Annotated in this window: 12 protein-coding genes; 9 read left to right on the forward strand and 3 right to left on the reverse strand. The window is 59.5% G+C overall.

Annotated elements, in window-relative coordinates; all coding sequences use genetic code 11:
• Window positions 1–47 precede the first annotated feature (47 nt).
• Window positions 48–632 carry a TetR/AcrR family transcriptional regulator gene (locus tag DFR48_RS13955; protein WP_147273542.1) on the reverse strand — a complete coding sequence of 195 codons (585 nt, stop codon included), beginning with the start codon at window positions 630–632 and terminating at the stop codon, window positions 48–50.
• Window positions 633–1,237: 605 nt separating this feature from the next.
• Here DFR48_RS13955 and DFR48_RS13960 point away from each other — a divergent pair.
• From DFR48_RS13960 to DFR48_RS13975, 4 genes are all read left to right on the forward strand, one after another.
• Window positions 1,238–1,987: a maleate cis-trans isomerase family protein gene (locus tag DFR48_RS13960; protein WP_114363745.1), complete on the forward strand. Its 750-nt coding sequence runs from the start codon at window positions 1,238–1,240 to the stop codon at window positions 1,985–1,987.
• Between the two features lie 147 nt (window positions 1,988–2,134).
• Window positions 2,135–6,058 carry a non-ribosomal peptide synthetase family protein gene (locus DFR48_RS13965; RefSeq protein WP_114363746.1) on the forward strand — a complete coding sequence of 1,308 codons (3,924 nt, stop codon included), beginning with the start codon at window positions 2,135–2,137 and terminating at the stop codon, window positions 6,056–6,058.
• 3 nt (window positions 6,059–6,061) lie between these two features.
• A complete protein-coding gene (locus tag DFR48_RS13970) occupies window positions 6,062–6,325 on the forward strand; it encodes a tautomerase family protein (RefSeq protein ID WP_114363747.1) in 264 nt (87 codons plus the stop codon).
• Between the two features lie 3 nt (window positions 6,326–6,328).
• The gene (locus DFR48_RS13975) at window positions 6,329–7,567 is read left to right on the forward strand and encodes an MFS transporter (protein WP_114363748.1); all 1,239 of its coding nucleotides are present in this window, start codon (window positions 6,329–6,331) and stop codon (window positions 7,565–7,567) included.
• Between the two features lie 600 nt (window positions 7,568–8,167).
• Here DFR48_RS13975 and DFR48_RS21975 read toward each other — a convergent pair.
• On the reverse strand, window positions 8,168–8,332 hold the full coding sequence (locus DFR48_RS21975; protein WP_170141882.1) for a hypothetical protein: 165 nt from the start codon (window positions 8,330–8,332) through the stop codon (window positions 8,168–8,170).
• Window positions 8,333–8,335: 3 nt separating this feature from the next.
• Window positions 8,336–11,365 carry a Ti-type conjugative transfer relaxase TraA gene (gene traA, locus DFR48_RS13980; protein WP_114363749.1) on the reverse strand — a complete coding sequence of 1,010 codons (3,030 nt, stop codon included), beginning with the start codon at window positions 11,363–11,365 and terminating at the stop codon, window positions 8,336–8,338.
• A gap of 181 nt (window positions 11,366–11,546) precedes the next feature.
• Here traA and DFR48_RS13985 point away from each other — a divergent pair, with 181 nt between their 5' ends.
• The 5 genes from DFR48_RS13985 (at window position 11,547) to DFR48_RS14000 (ending at window position 15,021) form a co-directional block, all read left to right on the forward strand.
• Complete coding sequence (locus DFR48_RS13985; RefSeq protein WP_210205998.1) at window positions 11,547–11,873, forward strand: conjugal transfer protein TraD; 327 nt, start codon at window positions 11,547–11,549, stop codon at window positions 11,871–11,873.
• 1 nt (window position 11,874) lies between these two features.
• On the forward strand, window positions 11,875–12,141 hold the full coding sequence (locus DFR48_RS13990; RefSeq protein ID WP_114363750.1) for a conjugal transfer protein TraD: 267 nt from the start codon (window positions 11,875–11,877) through the stop codon (window positions 12,139–12,141).
• 332 nt (window positions 12,142–12,473) lie between these two features.
• Entirely contained in the window at window positions 12,474–12,644 is a 171-nt protein-coding gene (locus tag DFR48_RS21980) for a hypothetical protein (RefSeq protein ID WP_170141883.1), read from the forward strand.
• Between the two features lie 17 nt (window positions 12,645–12,661).
• On the forward strand, window positions 12,662–13,819 hold the full coding sequence (locus tag DFR48_RS13995; RefSeq protein ID WP_114363751.1) for a hypothetical protein: 1,158 nt from the start codon (window positions 12,662–12,664) through the stop codon (window positions 13,817–13,819).
• Complete coding sequence (locus tag DFR48_RS14000) at window positions 13,816–15,021, forward strand: hypothetical protein (protein ID WP_114363752.1); 1,206 nt, start codon at window positions 13,816–13,818, stop codon at window positions 15,019–15,021. The genes DFR48_RS13995 and DFR48_RS14000 overlap by 4 nt, the downstream gene beginning before the upstream one ends.
• Window position 15,022: the final 1 nt, after the last annotated feature.

The raw sequence follows: 15,022 nt of genomic DNA on the forward strand, positions 1-15,022 counted from the left end.
AAAGTTTCTGTAATGATTATTCCATAATTGGACACAAAGCTTGACCGCTAGCCCAGCGCCGCCAGCGTCCGGTCGATGACGGCAATTAGCCTGTCACGATCCTGCGGCCGGCTGGTTCTAGCCAGCACACGCAGGCCCTGAATCGCATTGAGCAGGAAAAGCGCCAAGTCCGCGGCATCCGTGTCGGACCGAAATTCTCGGGCTGATTGGCCCCGCCGGATCGTCTCTTCAATTCCCCGCGTCAGAATGGCGAAGTTCTGACGGACGAGGTCGGCTACGCGCGGGTCACGTCCGGCCATTTCAACCGCGCTGTTGGTAGCAAGACAACCGCGCTTTTCCGGTCCGGTCAGATCAGCATCGACGATTTCCATCATTAGACAGCGAAGCCGTTGCGTCGGCGAGCCACCTGCCCTGAGTCGGTCGACATAGCCTTGTGCACGCTTCCGGTATCGCAGGAGCGCCTGTTCGAAAAGGCCATCTTTGTTGGCATAGGCAGCATAGAGACTACCACGGCCAAGCCCGGTGGCGTCGACGAGGATCTGCGCCGACGTGCCTTCATAGCCATTGCGCCAGAATGCCTCCATCACGGCGTCCAGTACACGGTTCTCGTCGAATTCTCGCGGGCGGGCCACGGCGTCATCTCATTTTAGAATGAGCGTACCATAATCCGGCACGCCTCGGTGTCAATAGCTGTCGCTTCCTCCCTTATCGGGGAGGCGCTACCTGAAGTTGATTATTGTCGGATGAAAGGCGAAAAAATTACGACGCCGCCAGCGAAAGATTGTAAAGCGGCCTCCATCTTCATTGAAAACGTCATGCGCTTGTAAACTAGTCGCCAAAAACAGCCACAGTATTCATGCTCTTTTAGAACGTATGATGGATATTATATCGCATACGTCTGCGTTCCACGCGATGGAAATACGCAACTATTCGGCAGGCGCGCAGATCAATAAATTGCTGTTACGCGGCGTCGGACGCCATACGAGATTCTCTACTATTATCCACCACATTGATGACAGAAATATTTATCCGCGATGTGAGAGGAACCCTATTGACAGTTATTGAATGAGCATTCCATAAACGCAACGCAACATCAAGTTGACGCCTCAGAAAATCAACCTTTGCGCGTGTTTACCCAAAAGGGGTTTCACGTCCCAAAGCAATGCACTTTGAAGCAAGCTGCGTCGGGGTGGAGCACCCGATCAGAACAATCTTGTGGAGTCGCCAGGAGACGAGCATGAGCAACCTCTTAGGAAAACGCCTGCGGATCGGGATCGCCATTCCTTCCACCAATACCTCGGCACAGCCGGAAATGGACGATATGCGCCCGTTCGATGTGACGAACCACATTGCCCGAATCGTCATCGAGGATGACTCGCTTGCCGACGAGGCGGGATTTAACAAGGTAATCCAGGACATTCGCCGCGCTACCCCCGACGCAATTCGCAGCCTTCGTCATTGCGGCCTCGGCGCCATAATCGCAGCCGTATCGCCAGACGGGTACTGGGAAGGACAGGAGGCACACGAAACCCTGCATCGGGAGCTAAGTGCTTTCGGCGGCGATGCCAAGATCATCATGAGTGCCGACGCCATCCCGGCCGCGCTGAATGCGCTGGGCGGCTTGCGCCGCGTGGGCTTGATCTCGCCCTATCTGGAACTCGGCGACAAACCGGTCTCACGCTTTTTTACCGACAGCGGCATCGACGTCATCGCCTCTCACGGGCTAGGCGGTCGTACTCCGTCAAATATCTCTGACGTCACCTTGGCAGACCTGCGTGACGCCGTGCTCGCGGTGAACCATCGCGAGGTCGAGGCCATCGTACAGGTCGGCACGAACGTGCCTATGGCCGCGTTTGCCCAGATGGCCGAAACCTGGATCGGCAAACCCGTGCTTGCCAATAATGCGGTGCTTTACTGGCACGCATTGCGCAGTTGCGGCATTTCCGATCCGATTCCGGGCCGAGGAATGCTCCACGAAAGCGGCTGAGCGTCGCCTCGCGACCAGTCGCCCAACTCTCCATAGCCGGCCTTCGCTAACTTCAATGACCACTCAGGCGTGATCGCACTCCGATCGCCCGCTGCCGCTGCATGGTATCTGTAACAATCGTTCCATAACTACTGTCAGGAGCCGCCAATGCCTACGTCTCAGAGCCTTTCCACTCGACCTCAGCCTCAGGAATATGAAACGATCCGCTCGTTTGCCCGACGGTCTCCCACTTCCCTGGTCGATCTACTGCTGCTCCAGCAACGCTACAGAAGCGACGACATCGCCGTCTGCGACGACACGAACGCTTTGCGCTACCGCGATCTGGTCAAAAATGCCGCCAGGCTGGGAAACGAACTGAAGCGCGCTGGGGTAGAGAGGGGAGCCCCGGTCGGCCTCTTCGTGGAGCCGTCCACGGACATGATGGTCGGCCTCTGGGGCATTCTCTTTTCCGGTGGAGCTTACCTCCCGCTCGGAACGGATTACCCTGTCGATCGACTGACTTACATGATCCGCGATGCCGGAGTCCGGGTGATCGTGACGGAGGAAAAGCTGCGCGGCAAGCTTGCCGACATGATCCTGCCGGGCGTCACCACGATCCCACTCGACGATCTGCCGGCGGTTGACTCCGGTGAAAGGGCGGACGACGTCAATCCGCCAGACGCGCGAAGCACTGATCCGGCTTACATGATCTACACGTCCGGTACGACGGGCGCGCCGAAGGGTGTCGGCATCTCGCAAGCTGCGATCCTCAATCAACTCGCCTGGTTGCAGGACGAGCAGCGTGTGCGCCCCGGAGAAATCATCCTTCAAAAGACGCCTGCAAGCTTCGATGCTGCCCAGTGGGAATTGCTGGCGGTATGCTGCGGAGCACAGGTCGTGATGGGACGCCCGGGTATCTATCGGGATCCGCCGGCAATTGTCGAACGGATCCGCAGCCACGGCGTCACGATGCTGCAAGGGGTTCCGACACTCCTGCAGGCCCTCGTCGACTTACCCGAATTTGGTTCTTGCTCGACGCTGACCAGCCTTTTCAGCGGTGGTGAAGCCCTGACCCGAAAGCTATCAGCGCGCATTTTCGAGGCGCGTCCTGGTTGCCGACTGGTCAATCTCTACGGGCCGACCGAGTGCACCATAAATGCCACCGCCTACACCGTAGATCCGATCACCCTCGATGACGGCCCGGACATGATCCCGATCGGCCATCCCGTTGCAAATACGACTTGCCACGTTTTGAACGATGTACTGGCGGAGGTGCCAGACGGTGAAGTCGGTGAACTCTATATCGGCGGACCGCAACTGGCCGAAGGATATCACCAGCAGGATGATCTTACCGCCCAGCGCTTCGTTCACTGGTTTGACAAATCAAAGGGCATCCCGGTGCGTCTCTACAGGACCGGTGATCTCGTCCACAGGAACGAGCAAGGTGTGCTGGTATTTCACGGCCGCTCCGACAATCAGGTGAAGTTTCGCGGCTACCGTATCGAACTCGACGAAATCAGGGTTGCGATCGAGAATCACGACTGGGTCAAGTCCGCAGGCGTTTTCATCAGGCCGCATCCACGTACGCAACAGCCGGTGCTCGCAGCCGGCATAGAGCTTAATCCGCGCGAGGCGCAACTGATGGACCAAGGCAGCGCCGGCTCCCATCACCGCAGCAAGAAGAGCCGCCTGCAGGTCCGGGCCCAGCTTTCCGATGGCGGTTTGCGCCGCATCAGCGAGCTTAAGGGTCGTCCGACGCTCCAACTCGCGGGCGCCGAGGCCACGCCTGCTCAGCGGGCACTTGCATTCGCGCGCAAGACCTACCGGTTTTTTGACGGCGGTGAGACCAGCGCTCGCGAGCTTCTGGCGCTGCTTTCCCTGCCGGAACAGGAGGCCGTCCGTACATGCGGGCTTGGCGATCTCGACGAACAGACCCTCGGTCACCTGCTTCGATATCTCGGGCAGTTTTCAAGCCCAGAACGGCTGCTGCCGAAACTGGCCTATGCGTCGCCCGGCGCGCTTTACGCAACGCAGGTCTATCTGGAGCTGTCAGATATCGCGGGCGTGGGGGCTGGATACTACTATTATCATCCGGTCAAACACGAGCTTGTTCGTATAGCGTCGTTGAACGCGGCTGGAGAGCAGCGCATGCGTCTCCATTTCGTCGGCAAGGTCCCGGCGATCGAGCCCGTGTACAAAAACAACATCCGAGAGGTGCTGGAGTTTGAAACCGGCCATATTCTCGGCTTGCTGGATCATATTCTGCCTGCCTACGGCCTTGGCGTTGGCGAAGGTCATTTCGATCCCGGCATGATGCGAAACCTCGATTGTGCAGAAGACCACATCTACCTTGGGGCCTACGAGATCGTAGCCAACGCGGAGCGCAAGACGCAGATCCCGGTGGATTTCTACCTTCAGGCCCACGGCGACCGGATCCCGGGACTGACCCAGGGCCAATATGCCTATCGTGGTGGCGCCCTCGTTCCGTTCTCCCGGCATATCCTCGAACCGAGGCATGTTATTGCCATCAACCAGCGCGTTTACGAGCGGGCCAGCGGAATGATTTCGATGGTCAGCCGCAACGCGGACAGTTGGAACGCCTATATCGATCTCGGGCGAGCGTTGCAGAGAATACAGCACAACGACCTCGGTATCGGCGCCATGTCGTCGGGATACAGTTCGAAATCCGGCAACGACCTCGCCGCGGCTGTGCGGCTTCGCGACATCCTTGCCGAAAGGGGGGTGAAGGCGGAAGCCTGCTATACGGCGGTCTTCGGAAAAATCAGCGCCGCCCAGCGGACCCATGAGGGGATGCACGAGGATACCGTTCACATGCAGGGGCCGGCTGAACTCATCCGCAAGGATCTGCAGGCGGTGATGCCCGACTACATGATCCCGAGTAAGGTCGCGCTGATTGCCGACATGCCCTATAGCGCTTCGGGCAAGGTCGATGTGAACGCTCTCAAAGCTCTTCCTGAGTTCCAGGATGGCGAGGCCGAGCGTGAAGTGGTGGTGCCGCGGAATGAGACCGAAAAGAGGCTGGCTGCCATCTGGAGCAAGGAGCTCGGCGTCGAAGAGCTTTCCGTGCACGACGATTTTTTCGAAATCGGCGGAGATTCGCTTCAGGCGGTACAACTGGTGCTCGGCATCAACGAGGCCCTTGGCGTCGACTTGCCGGTCCAGGTGCTGTTTGAAGACTCGACGATCGCCGATCTCGCCCGACGGCTGGATGGAGAGGGGCGTAAAACGGTTTCGCGTGCCATCACGCTGAAGAAGGGCAGCGGCCAGCCCATTTTCTGCTGGCCAGGACTGGGTGGCTATCCGATGAACTTGCGACACTTGGCGAACGCGCTCGGGACCGAGCGTCCCTTCATTGGCATCCAGGCACTCGGCGTCAACGCCGGCGAGAGCATCTGCCACTCGATCCATGAGATGTCCCTGCGCGACGCCTTGTTGATCCGTGAGCTCCAGCCGGAAGGACCCTATACGCTCTGGGGCTATTCCTTCGGCGCTCGCGTCGCCTACGAAACAGCCTGGCATCTTGAACAGGCGGGTGAAAAGGTCGCAGAAGTGATCCTCATCGCGCCCGGCTCGCCCCAACTGCCGACAGGCGATCCTATTCGCGGTGATCTGGAAAGCCTATTCCGTGATCCCTCGTTCCTGACCATCCTCTATTCCGTCTTTGCTCAGTCGATCGCCGCTGAGCGTGTCGCGCCGGTGATAGCGGTCGTGCGCGACGAAAAGACGTTCGTAGATTTTATCGCCGCCGAAAAGCCCGAGCTCGATGTTGGCGTCATCACCAGGATCACGCGACTGGTAGCCCAGACCTATACCCCCGAATATGGCCTGCAGGTCAGGCAAGACGTACTTCGGGCGCCCGTCCGGTTGTTCAAGGCGCGCGGCGACAATGTCTCCTTCCTGGAACTTGTGACCGGCGCGTCCGAGCACACCGCAATGATCGTCCCGCTCGCGCCAGATCACTACGAACTGCTGAAGCCGGACGGTGTAGATGAGCTCGTCCAGGGCATCCGGCGACATGCCCCTGCCTGGCAGCCGCCTCATTCGGAACGATTGGAAACCGAAAGGGTCTGAGCCGTGCCCCATGTCATCATCAAATTCTTCGACACCGCGCTGACGGATGCGAACAAGGTGGCGCTAGCCCGGTCGCTTACTCAAACCCTGACCGCCACGCTCGGCTGCACTGCCGGCGCCGTGTCTATCGCGCTGCGACCCGTGCAACCTGCCGACTGGAACGAGGAAGTCTTCGTTCCAGACATCAGCAGGCGAGGCACCGAACTTATCAAAATGCCGGATTACGCGGCGCTTGCCGCCCCGGCGCAGAAAGAAAAGGAGTCCTGACATATGTCCGATCCGCTAAAGAAGGCGTCACCAGTCTTGCTCGTGATCGCGATCTTTTTGGTTTCGATCAACCTGCGCCCCGCGGTTGCTGCCATTGGCCCGCTCGTATCTCAGATGATGGGAGATACGGGCATCAACTCGACCGTGGTTGGGTTGCTGACGATGATCCCTGTCTTTTTGATGGGCGTCGGCGCTGTCTATGTCCGCCAGATGCGTGCTGTACTCGGCGAGCGCGGTGGGATAGCGCTCGGTGTCGTTATTGTCGCCCTCTCCAGCCTTGCACGCTACTGGCTTCCCTCCGGCTCGGGGCTGCTTGCCACCGCCGTCGGCGCCGGCATTGGCATCGCCCTCGTCCAATCGCTTATGCCGGGGTTCGCCAAGCGCAACTTTGCAGCGTCCACAAGTCGGGTGATCGGGCTTTACTCGACAGGTATCGTTGTCGGCGCATCGATCGCGGCTGGGACGGCAGCAGGAATTAGCGATGTAATAGGCTGGACCGGCACGCTTGCCGTATGGAGTGCGCCTGCAATCATCGCCGTATTTTTGTGGGGGGTGGCTTCCCCTCACGCTGCCAGTGAAAGGACCGCGCGCTCCTCTCTGGGTGGCGATCGTTCGCCGCCATTCTGGCGCAGCGCCCGGTGCTGGTCGCTGATGGTGTTTTTCGGGGTAGGCACCGGCGCCTTCATGCTGGCCATGGCCTGGATACCGCCCTTTTATCTCGAGCAAGGAGTGGAACGCAGTAAAGCGGGCCTGCTTCTTTCCGTGCTTACCGTGATCGAAGCGGTGACGGCTCTCGCAGTGGCCGCATTCATCCATCATTTTCCGGATCGACGTGGCCCGTTGGTATTTTCCCTTCTGGTCACCGCTTTGGGCTTTGTGGTGCTCTATGTCTGGCCGGTGGAACTCGCTTACGGGGCGATGGCTTTGCTCGGAATTGGCATCGGCATTTTGTTTCCATTGTCGATCATCGTGGCGATCGATCATATTGATGACGCGACGATGGCCGGGAACTTCACCTCCTTCGTTCAAGGGGGAGGTTATATCCTCGCGAGCTTCGTCCCGCTATTCGCGGGCGCGGTGCGCGATTCACTGTCCGATCTCAGCCGTGTCTGGCTGATCATGACGGTCGGATCATTGGCGATGGTGGCGTTGGCGCTGCGCTATTCGCCGGAGAGTTATAGGCGCTTCTCCATGTCGCTCCGCCAACCGCCGGGCTTCGGTGCTGCCGAGGTGACGCGGTAGTTGCCGCAGCCAGAACGCGGGTGAAAAGCCGGCCGCATTGGATTGACCGCCGGTGCGGCCGAATGATCAGTTCGGGTATGGTGTTCGATATTACCCCAACACGGTGGACAGTATTGGGACGCATCCGCGACATACTGCCGAGCGTGAACTTCGCGAGGAGAGCGGACTGGACGCTCGGTCGGCGATGAGGCCCTTAGGAAGCAGCGAGATAGGACCAGACCGTGCCGTCTGGCATTTCTTCGTGTGGCATTCATACGATTCACCGGACAGGTGGCGTCATGCTGTCGAAGATGATCATGGTCTTACATTCTCGTTTTTCTGGCACCCTTCAGGTTCGCCGCTGGATCACAACTGGCATCCAATTTTTCACGAAGCCTTTCACTTCATCACCCCGCGTCTTCTCTCGACATGACTGCTCGTGGCATTTCTCCGCCATGACTGTCCTCGGTCCCATTCCGGCCGCCGCCGCTTTTATGAAACACAGGATAGGGACCGAACGGATATCGAGGCATTCCGCAAGGAATTGCTCGTCGAAGAGGACAGGCGCGATCTACTGCCGGATGTGAACCTTGTCCGCCTGGAGACGGTGTCGGTGACATCTCAAGCTCTCGTCTCGCTCTCGACGATCTCCACGGTCAGCTCGACGACCTCATCCGTGTGCAGGAAGTCGTTGAGGTGATCACGCCGCCGCAGCTGACAGCAGGTGATGCCTGATCCCGTCGCCCGAGGTGAGTGCGGCGCTGCTGAAGCGTCAATCGCCACCATGGATCAAAGCCCGAGCCCCCGTCCTCTTCCGAGCCCGTGATACAAGGCGAGTTCCCGTCCGAGGCTGCGGCCTGACCCGAAATCGCCGCTGATACCGAGCTCCCGCTTGCGGTTGGCGAGAATGGATTCAAGTTGCGGGTCACGTTGAAGGCTGTTCGCCATGTCGCCCATCGCCGCGCGGCTCGCGCGATAGCCGGACATGTCGCCTTCCCTGTACTGGCGCTGGCTGGCGTGGTCGAGCTTCTGCCAGCGTTCCACGAAGCGGTCGGCCCGGCGCTGCGGGTCGGTACGAATTTCAGTTTCGAGCTGGAGCGCGCGAATGGCGCGGTTGACCTTGCCTGTCCCCGCTTCGCGGGCAAGGTCCGCGTCCTTGCCATAGGCGGCTTCGGCATCCTGCCAGCCGTGGGGTCGCACGGCATCGAAGCTCTTGCGGGCGTCGTGCAGTTCCCGCACCTGCTCCGGGGTTAAGGCTTCGCCCTGTCCCTGTGCGGTGAGGATCGCGTCCACCGCGCGGGCATGACGCACAAGCGCCCGCGTGCGGGCTCGGCGCAGGGCGTCCTCCGCGTCTCCCCCGGCCGGCCTCTCTGCCGATACCTCCCCTGCACTTCCTCTTTCCGGCTGCTTAGCGGCGGCGGCGCCGGGCACGGCGTCGGCGGGCGAGCGCAGACCGTCCAGCAGATTGTCGACGGCATCGCGTAGCCGTTTCGGGACAAGCCCGTGGATGATCTCGGCGACGCGGGCGCGGAAGATGATGCCGCGCCGCTCGGCGTAGTCCCGGGCCGGATCGATCTGATCGTAATCGGACGCCATGTCCTTGGCGCGGTCGCGCGACAGGGCACGGAGAAGCCGGTCCTGACTGGAGAAATCGTCGCGGCCGTAATGCAGGTCCATTCCGTCACGGTGACGCGACAGGGCGACATAGCTCGAATGGGCATCCATTCCCGGTGTCGCCAGCACATGGGTGCGATCCACGGTCATGCCCTGCGCCTTGTGGATGGTCGCCGCATAGCCGTGGTCGATGCGGTCGTAGTCCTTCAAGTCGAAGGAGACAGTGCGCCCGTCATCGGTGCGGACGCTCATGGCTATCTCGCTGACCTGTTCGATGCTGCCGAGCGTGCCGTTCTTCACGCCAAGCCCGCGTTCGTTCTGCAGGAACATGACACGATCCCCGGCGGCAAAGGAACGGTCGTTCCGCTGTCCGTCACTCCGCCCGACCGTAACACGTACATCCTCGCCGAGATCGCCGGCTTCCCGCATCCGCTCCCGCGCTGCCTCGTTGAGTTCCCGCACCTCCGCATTGGTATGGGTGAGGATGATACGGCTCTGGTCCGGCTCTGCCAGCCGTTCGCGATCCCAGCGGTCTATCAGTTCGTCACGAGCCTGCTCACGCGTCTGCACCTCATGTACCATGCCGTGGCGCTCATAGGCGTGGATCGCTTCACCGGTCCTGCCGGTTGCCAGATCGCGGGTGGCGTCGCGTTGCCAGTCCTCGTGCTGGCGGCGCACCTCGCCGATTTCCACGCCGCCATGGTGTTCGTGGATCGACCGGAAGGCGGCACCCGCCTCGATCGCCTGCAATTGCTGCGGATCGCCGACCAGCACCACCTTTGCGCCAGCTTCCGCGGCATGGGAGAGCACGCGCTCCAACTGGCGCGTGCCGACCATGCCCGCCTCGTCGATGACCAGAATTTGCCGGGACGTGAGCATGTCGCGGCCCTGTCCCCAGCCGTGTTCCATGCTGGCGATGGTGCGCGAGGAAATACCCGATCCGCTTTCCAGGTTCTCCGCCGCGATCCCGGACAGGGCGGCACCGCGAACCTCGTAGCCCGCCGCCTCCCATGCCTCGCGGGCAACTCCGAGCATGGCGCTCTTTCCCGTTCCGGCATAGCCGACGACGATGCCAAGATCGCGTCCGTCCGTGACATGCGCCAGCCCATCCGCCTGCTCGCAGGACAGGACAAGGCCATGCTGTCCGGCGCGATGCAAGGCGGCGTCCCGGTCCCTGTCCTCCACACCGTGCCGTGCGCGCTCCGCCATCATCTCCGCTGCGCGGTGCAGGCGCTGTTCCGTCTCGATCATGTCGACGGTGGTGAAACGGTCGTTGCCGGAAGAATCCTTTCCCAATTCGACCAGATCGGGCGCATTGCCCATTGCCGCCATGACCCTGTTGAACTGCTCGATGCCGTCGCTATGGCGGTGCGCGAACCTCGCCATGTCCCGGCGCGTGAACGTCGATTGCTGGTGGGTGATCGCGTCGAGGGCGATGGAAGGATCGGCGATGATGCGCGCGCCATTGTTGCGGGCGATCACCCGGTGCAGTTCGGCCCGATCCGCAACGGTGTCGATGACAGTGTCGTTGACACTGGCGGCGGCGTCTCGCCCCTCCCCCTCGATGCGCTGTGCCGGTGCGCCGATCTGTGTTTGCGGCTCCAGGTCGATGCCCTGTGCTTCAAGGCTGCGGTGGTCGATCCGGGCGTCGATGTCGAGTTCGGCAAGCCGCTCGTTGGCAAGATCCGCCCAGCGTTCGCGCCAGCGCTCGACCATCTCCGTGCGGTTCCAGTCGCGCACCTTTGGCCCGAAACCGCTCTCGTCCACGGAACGCATCGTCAGCATCACATGCGCGTGGGGCTTGGGGCTTCCGTCCTCGCCGAAATCCCAATGCACATTGAGGTCAGCGATCATGCCCTGATCGACGAATTCGGATTGCACAAAGTCGCGGGCGAGCTCGATGCCCTGCGCCCGCGACAGTTCCCGCGGAATGGCGAACTCCACCTCGCGGGCAAGCTGCGCATCCTTGCGCGCTTCGAACGCCTCGACATCGTTCCACAGCCGCTCGCGGTCACTCCAGTGTTCGGGCGCGTTCTCCGGCAACAGCACTTCGGAATGGACGACGCCGCGCTTGCCGGAGAAATCATGGGCACGGTCGAGGCGCTCGTCGTGCAGCCGTAGCCCCGAGCGGTAGGCGGCAGACGCCACCGCGCTGGAGCCGGCCTTGCGGGAAATGACCTTGACGTGAAGATGATAGATCGCCATCGCGATCTGAACATAGCCACGGAAAAGCGCACGTCGGAACGACGTATAAGCGCGCCCTCCCTCGAAAAAATCTCGGGATGGACCAAGCCGTGCCAGCCCGTCCCGGTAACATGGAAGCCTTCCGCGAGGTGCTCAACTATCATCGCGACATCGACAATGAACGATGACGATGGAGGCGACATTGCGCAAGCCACGGGACTTCGATGCGGAGCTGAAGGCGCTGGAAGACAAGGCGAAAGACCTCAAAGCACGCAAGGTGCAGCAGCTTGGCGAACTGGTGATCGCGACCGGGGCCGATACGCTCAACCCCGAGGAACTGGTTGGCGCGCTGGTCGCCATCGCAGAGACGAAGGACGCGGTAAAACGGGAGGCTTGGGCACGGCGCGGCTCGGCGTGGTTTCGGAGCAAATCACGGCGACCTGCTCCGGCAACTGATCGCGACAACAGCGGCACTCAGACGCAACCGGGTGGCGCGCAACCGCCGTCAGGCACAGAAGGCGCGGCATGACATGCGCACCTGGCAGGTCGAGCGCCGCAAGCGTACACGGCACCTAATCGAACTCGGCGGTCTCGTCGTCAAGGCGGGCATCGTGGACCTGACGAACGACGACCGCACCGTCATTCTCGGCGCGCTCATCTGGATGACCGAAAAGCTCCAAAGCGATCAGGGTGAAAAGGCACGCTCGCTATGGGTCGAGAAAGGAAAGCAGGCGTTCGCGGAGGAGCGAGCACAAGACGCGACCATCCAACCGCAGGACACGACCGTCAGCCAGTGACGATGAGCTGTGGCGCACCGTTGCTGACCTCGACCTCGATCGATCCGAACCAGCATACCGGAGAGCCATGCCTTTCCGGTAAGTGCATTTACGCTTGGTGGCGACTGGCACTCGCCCTGAGCCAGAGAAAGCGACATTTTTCGCATGAGTTAACAGCGGGTTACGTTATGTACACGCAAAACGTGCGATCAAGCTTGATGAACGTCAAAGTTATGCCACATACCTGCACGAGCGTTTTGTGGCGGGCATACGCCTGTGGTTGCGCAACGAAGCGTAGTCTAATGACATCCATGCTCATGGATGTTCTCTGAAAAACCAAGAAGGAACGAAAAATGTCCGATGTCCAGTTGAAAGAGCCTCCCATCCAAACCGAACAGAAGAAGCTCTCGCCCCAGGTTGACAAGGCATTTCTGGATGCCTTGAAGGAAATCTCCGGCGACAGGGACGACTATACCGGCTTTGACGCCGGCCCGCGTCGCGACATCGGTCCTCGGACCGTCTGATCGGAAGGAGAGCGGGAATGTGGAGGGAATTGTACCAAGATTCTCACGAGTTTCTCGGCCCTCATTTGGTTCGAGGCCTCGACGCGTTTCCGCTCTCCTTTGAGCATATCGCCGATGCTTTATATGGAGCGAGGACCGACACTGGTCCTTCGAAACTCAATTACTTCCGGGGCTACGTCGGCGGTCGAGAAGACTATAGCGTCGCGGAGAAATTCCTACGTTACGACCTTGCATACAACACTATTGAGCGATCGATCGCCGACGCCTTCGGTGGAGAGAGGCCTGAGCTTGGTGAAAGCGCCGGTCTCATCATTAATGGTTCTCTCCAATGGTCAGATCGGCTTCAAGAAGTAAGCAGCGGACACGCTCATCAAATCGCTAGGATCTATAGCGGTCAGCAGATCACTTATGATGTGACGCTCTTTATTGGTGCATACGGATCTACACCATTCGGCGTCCACATCGACGACGCAAGCCATCGCACAATCCTCTTCAATTTGGGACCCGGCGACAAGGGAATGGCCATCTGGCGCAACCAGGACATCCTGGAACAATTTGGCAAAGTTCGGAACATCATAGACCCGACCTCAATTGAAGCGGCACCGGAACAATTCTTCTTCAAAACGGGTGAGGCGTTCGTTCTACCCTCGGAACGATATCATGTGGGCCTGAATAATACTTTATCGACCACCGCCGCCATCGTCGTAGATATTGTTAGTGACGGGAAAGCTGTTGCGAGAGAAGCGCAGAGCCTTGGCGCTTCTTTCGATGCAATGCCTGAATCCAAGAAAGCCGACCTGAGGCTCATTACTCTTGAGGACCTTTCACGTCTCAGTGGGCTGCGAAATTCGTCTAACAACTTTCTCCGATACTCGCGTGCACGAAGACCGTTTGATATGTCCGGCGTCTCCAAAGGGACAATCCTGAGACGATCCAAACTGGCTGGTGTCGAAGTGGTTCCGCTAAGGCAGAACTCCATCATCTATTCTCGCGGTTATCACCATATTTTCGAAGGGGTTCTGGTCCCCACATCCTTCAGCTCACTTCTGCAGGCCAACACATTGAACGTTGGTTGCTTCCTCGCGGCCTTACCCGGGGGGGAGGAGGTAATCAGTGCAAAGCTCCTACTACTAAAGTTTCTCATTGAGACGGGCACTTTGGAGGCATCCCAATGACAACGCTATTTGATCAGTTTTACGACGCCACCGGGCGATTCCGCCGACCGTATGGCGAGAAGGTCGTAAGCCACCCCTACACTGAAGCCATGGTGAAGGAATGCCTCGATAGGCTCGCCAACGAGCCCAATTCAAAGATTAGTAAAAGATGCCGAATATATCGGAATGGACGTCAACTGGGACCGTTTGAGGCAAAGGAATTCATCGTCGACGTCAGTCGCTTTCCGACTTTGGCCAGCGTCGCATGGGAAGAAATCACGGCCGGCGAACCTTTCTTGATCTTCGTTAATTTTGCTGCACTCCTCTCGCATGAACTCGGCGAGGCGTCGAGACGGTTCATCGGCGATTTCGGTCAACGGTTTGAGCCAGACGGGATTTCGATCGAGCACCATCTGATTATCGGCAAATATGACGAGACAGCGTTCGGCGTGCATATTGACGATGCAACGGACCGGGTATTCCACTTCAATCTCGGCCCAAGCGCAAAAGAGATGATTTTGTGGCCACGCGAGGACTATCTCGCATCTTACAACGGAGACGTGGCGCGGCCACTAAAATCGGTCTCGATGAACGGATCGCAGACCTACCCGATGCCGGTTGGCGGATGCTTCTTTCTTCCTGCGGATTACTATCACGTCGGACGGAGCCCGCACGGTGTCAGCATCGTGGTCTCATTGGCTTTGACGCGAAACAGCTGCAAACACCAGCTGGCGTCCGCCGTTGGCGCACTGGATCTCTTTACTCATGTAGATGAGTCAGCCGACGACTATTACAGAGATTTTAGCAGCAGGCCCAACCCGGACGCGGTCGCGAACGTGTGGGTAAAGGCTGAGGAAATCGGTTTCGCAAATCTGCTTGAGCACGCGCGGGCCCGCAATCGCAGCAACAACTATCTTATTGAAATCTCGCCGATTAACGCCTCTCCCCTTCCCGATGAAGCAGCTTGGTTTGAGATAAGAGACCCATCGAACCTGCAAGTGATAGAGCACGATGGTAGTCTCAATGTGTATTCGAGAGGCCACTACGCGCTGCTATACAACACCGTAGACATCAAGACATTTAGGGATGCCATTGAGGCCGGTAGGTTCGAGTACAGCATGCAGCATTTTCAGAATGCCCGCAGGCGAGGCGACCGAGGCACAGCGCTGCTAGGCTGGGTAATCGCAACCAAGGGAGCGGTGCGCTCGGGCGCGCCCGAATAAT

Origin of the sequence: Ciceribacter lividus (assembly GCF_003337715.1) — a bacterium.
GTDB classification, from domain to species: Bacteria; Pseudomonadota; Alphaproteobacteria; order Rhizobiales; family Rhizobiaceae; genus Allorhizobium; species Allorhizobium lividum.

Bases quoted from the DNA above. Each gene is read 5' to 3' on its own strand.
- DFR48_RS21980 (WP_170141883.1), top strand. From the start codon at position 12,474: ATGTCCGATGTCCAGTTGAAAGAGCCTCCCATCCAAACCGAACAGAAG.
- DFR48_RS13995 (WP_114363751.1), top strand. From the start codon at position 12,662: ATGTGGAGGGAATTGTACCAAGATTCTCACGAGTTTCTCGGCCCTCAT.
- DFR48_RS13960 (WP_114363745.1), top strand. From the start codon at position 1,238: ATGAGCAACCTCTTAGGAAAACGCCTGCGGATCGGGATCGCCATTCCT.
- DFR48_RS13990 (WP_114363750.1), top strand. From the start codon at position 11,875: ATGCGCACCTGGCAGGTCGAGCGCCGCAAGCGTACACGGCACCTAATC.
- DFR48_RS21975 (WP_170141882.1), bottom strand. From the start codon at position 8,332: ATGGTGGCGATTGACGCTTCAGCAGCGCCGCACTCACCTCGGGCGACG.
- DFR48_RS14000 (WP_114363752.1), top strand. From the start codon at position 13,816: ATGACAACGCTATTTGATCAGTTTTACGACGCCACCGGGCGATTCCGC.
- DFR48_RS13975 (WP_114363748.1), top strand. From the start codon at position 6,329: ATGTCCGATCCGCTAAAGAAGGCGTCACCAGTCTTGCTCGTGATCGCG.
- traA (WP_114363749.1), bottom strand. From the start codon at position 11,365: ATGGCGATCTATCATCTTCACGTCAAGGTCATTTCCCGCAAGGCCGGC.
- DFR48_RS13965 (WP_114363746.1), top strand. From the start codon at position 2,135: ATGCCTACGTCTCAGAGCCTTTCCACTCGACCTCAGCCTCAGGAATAT.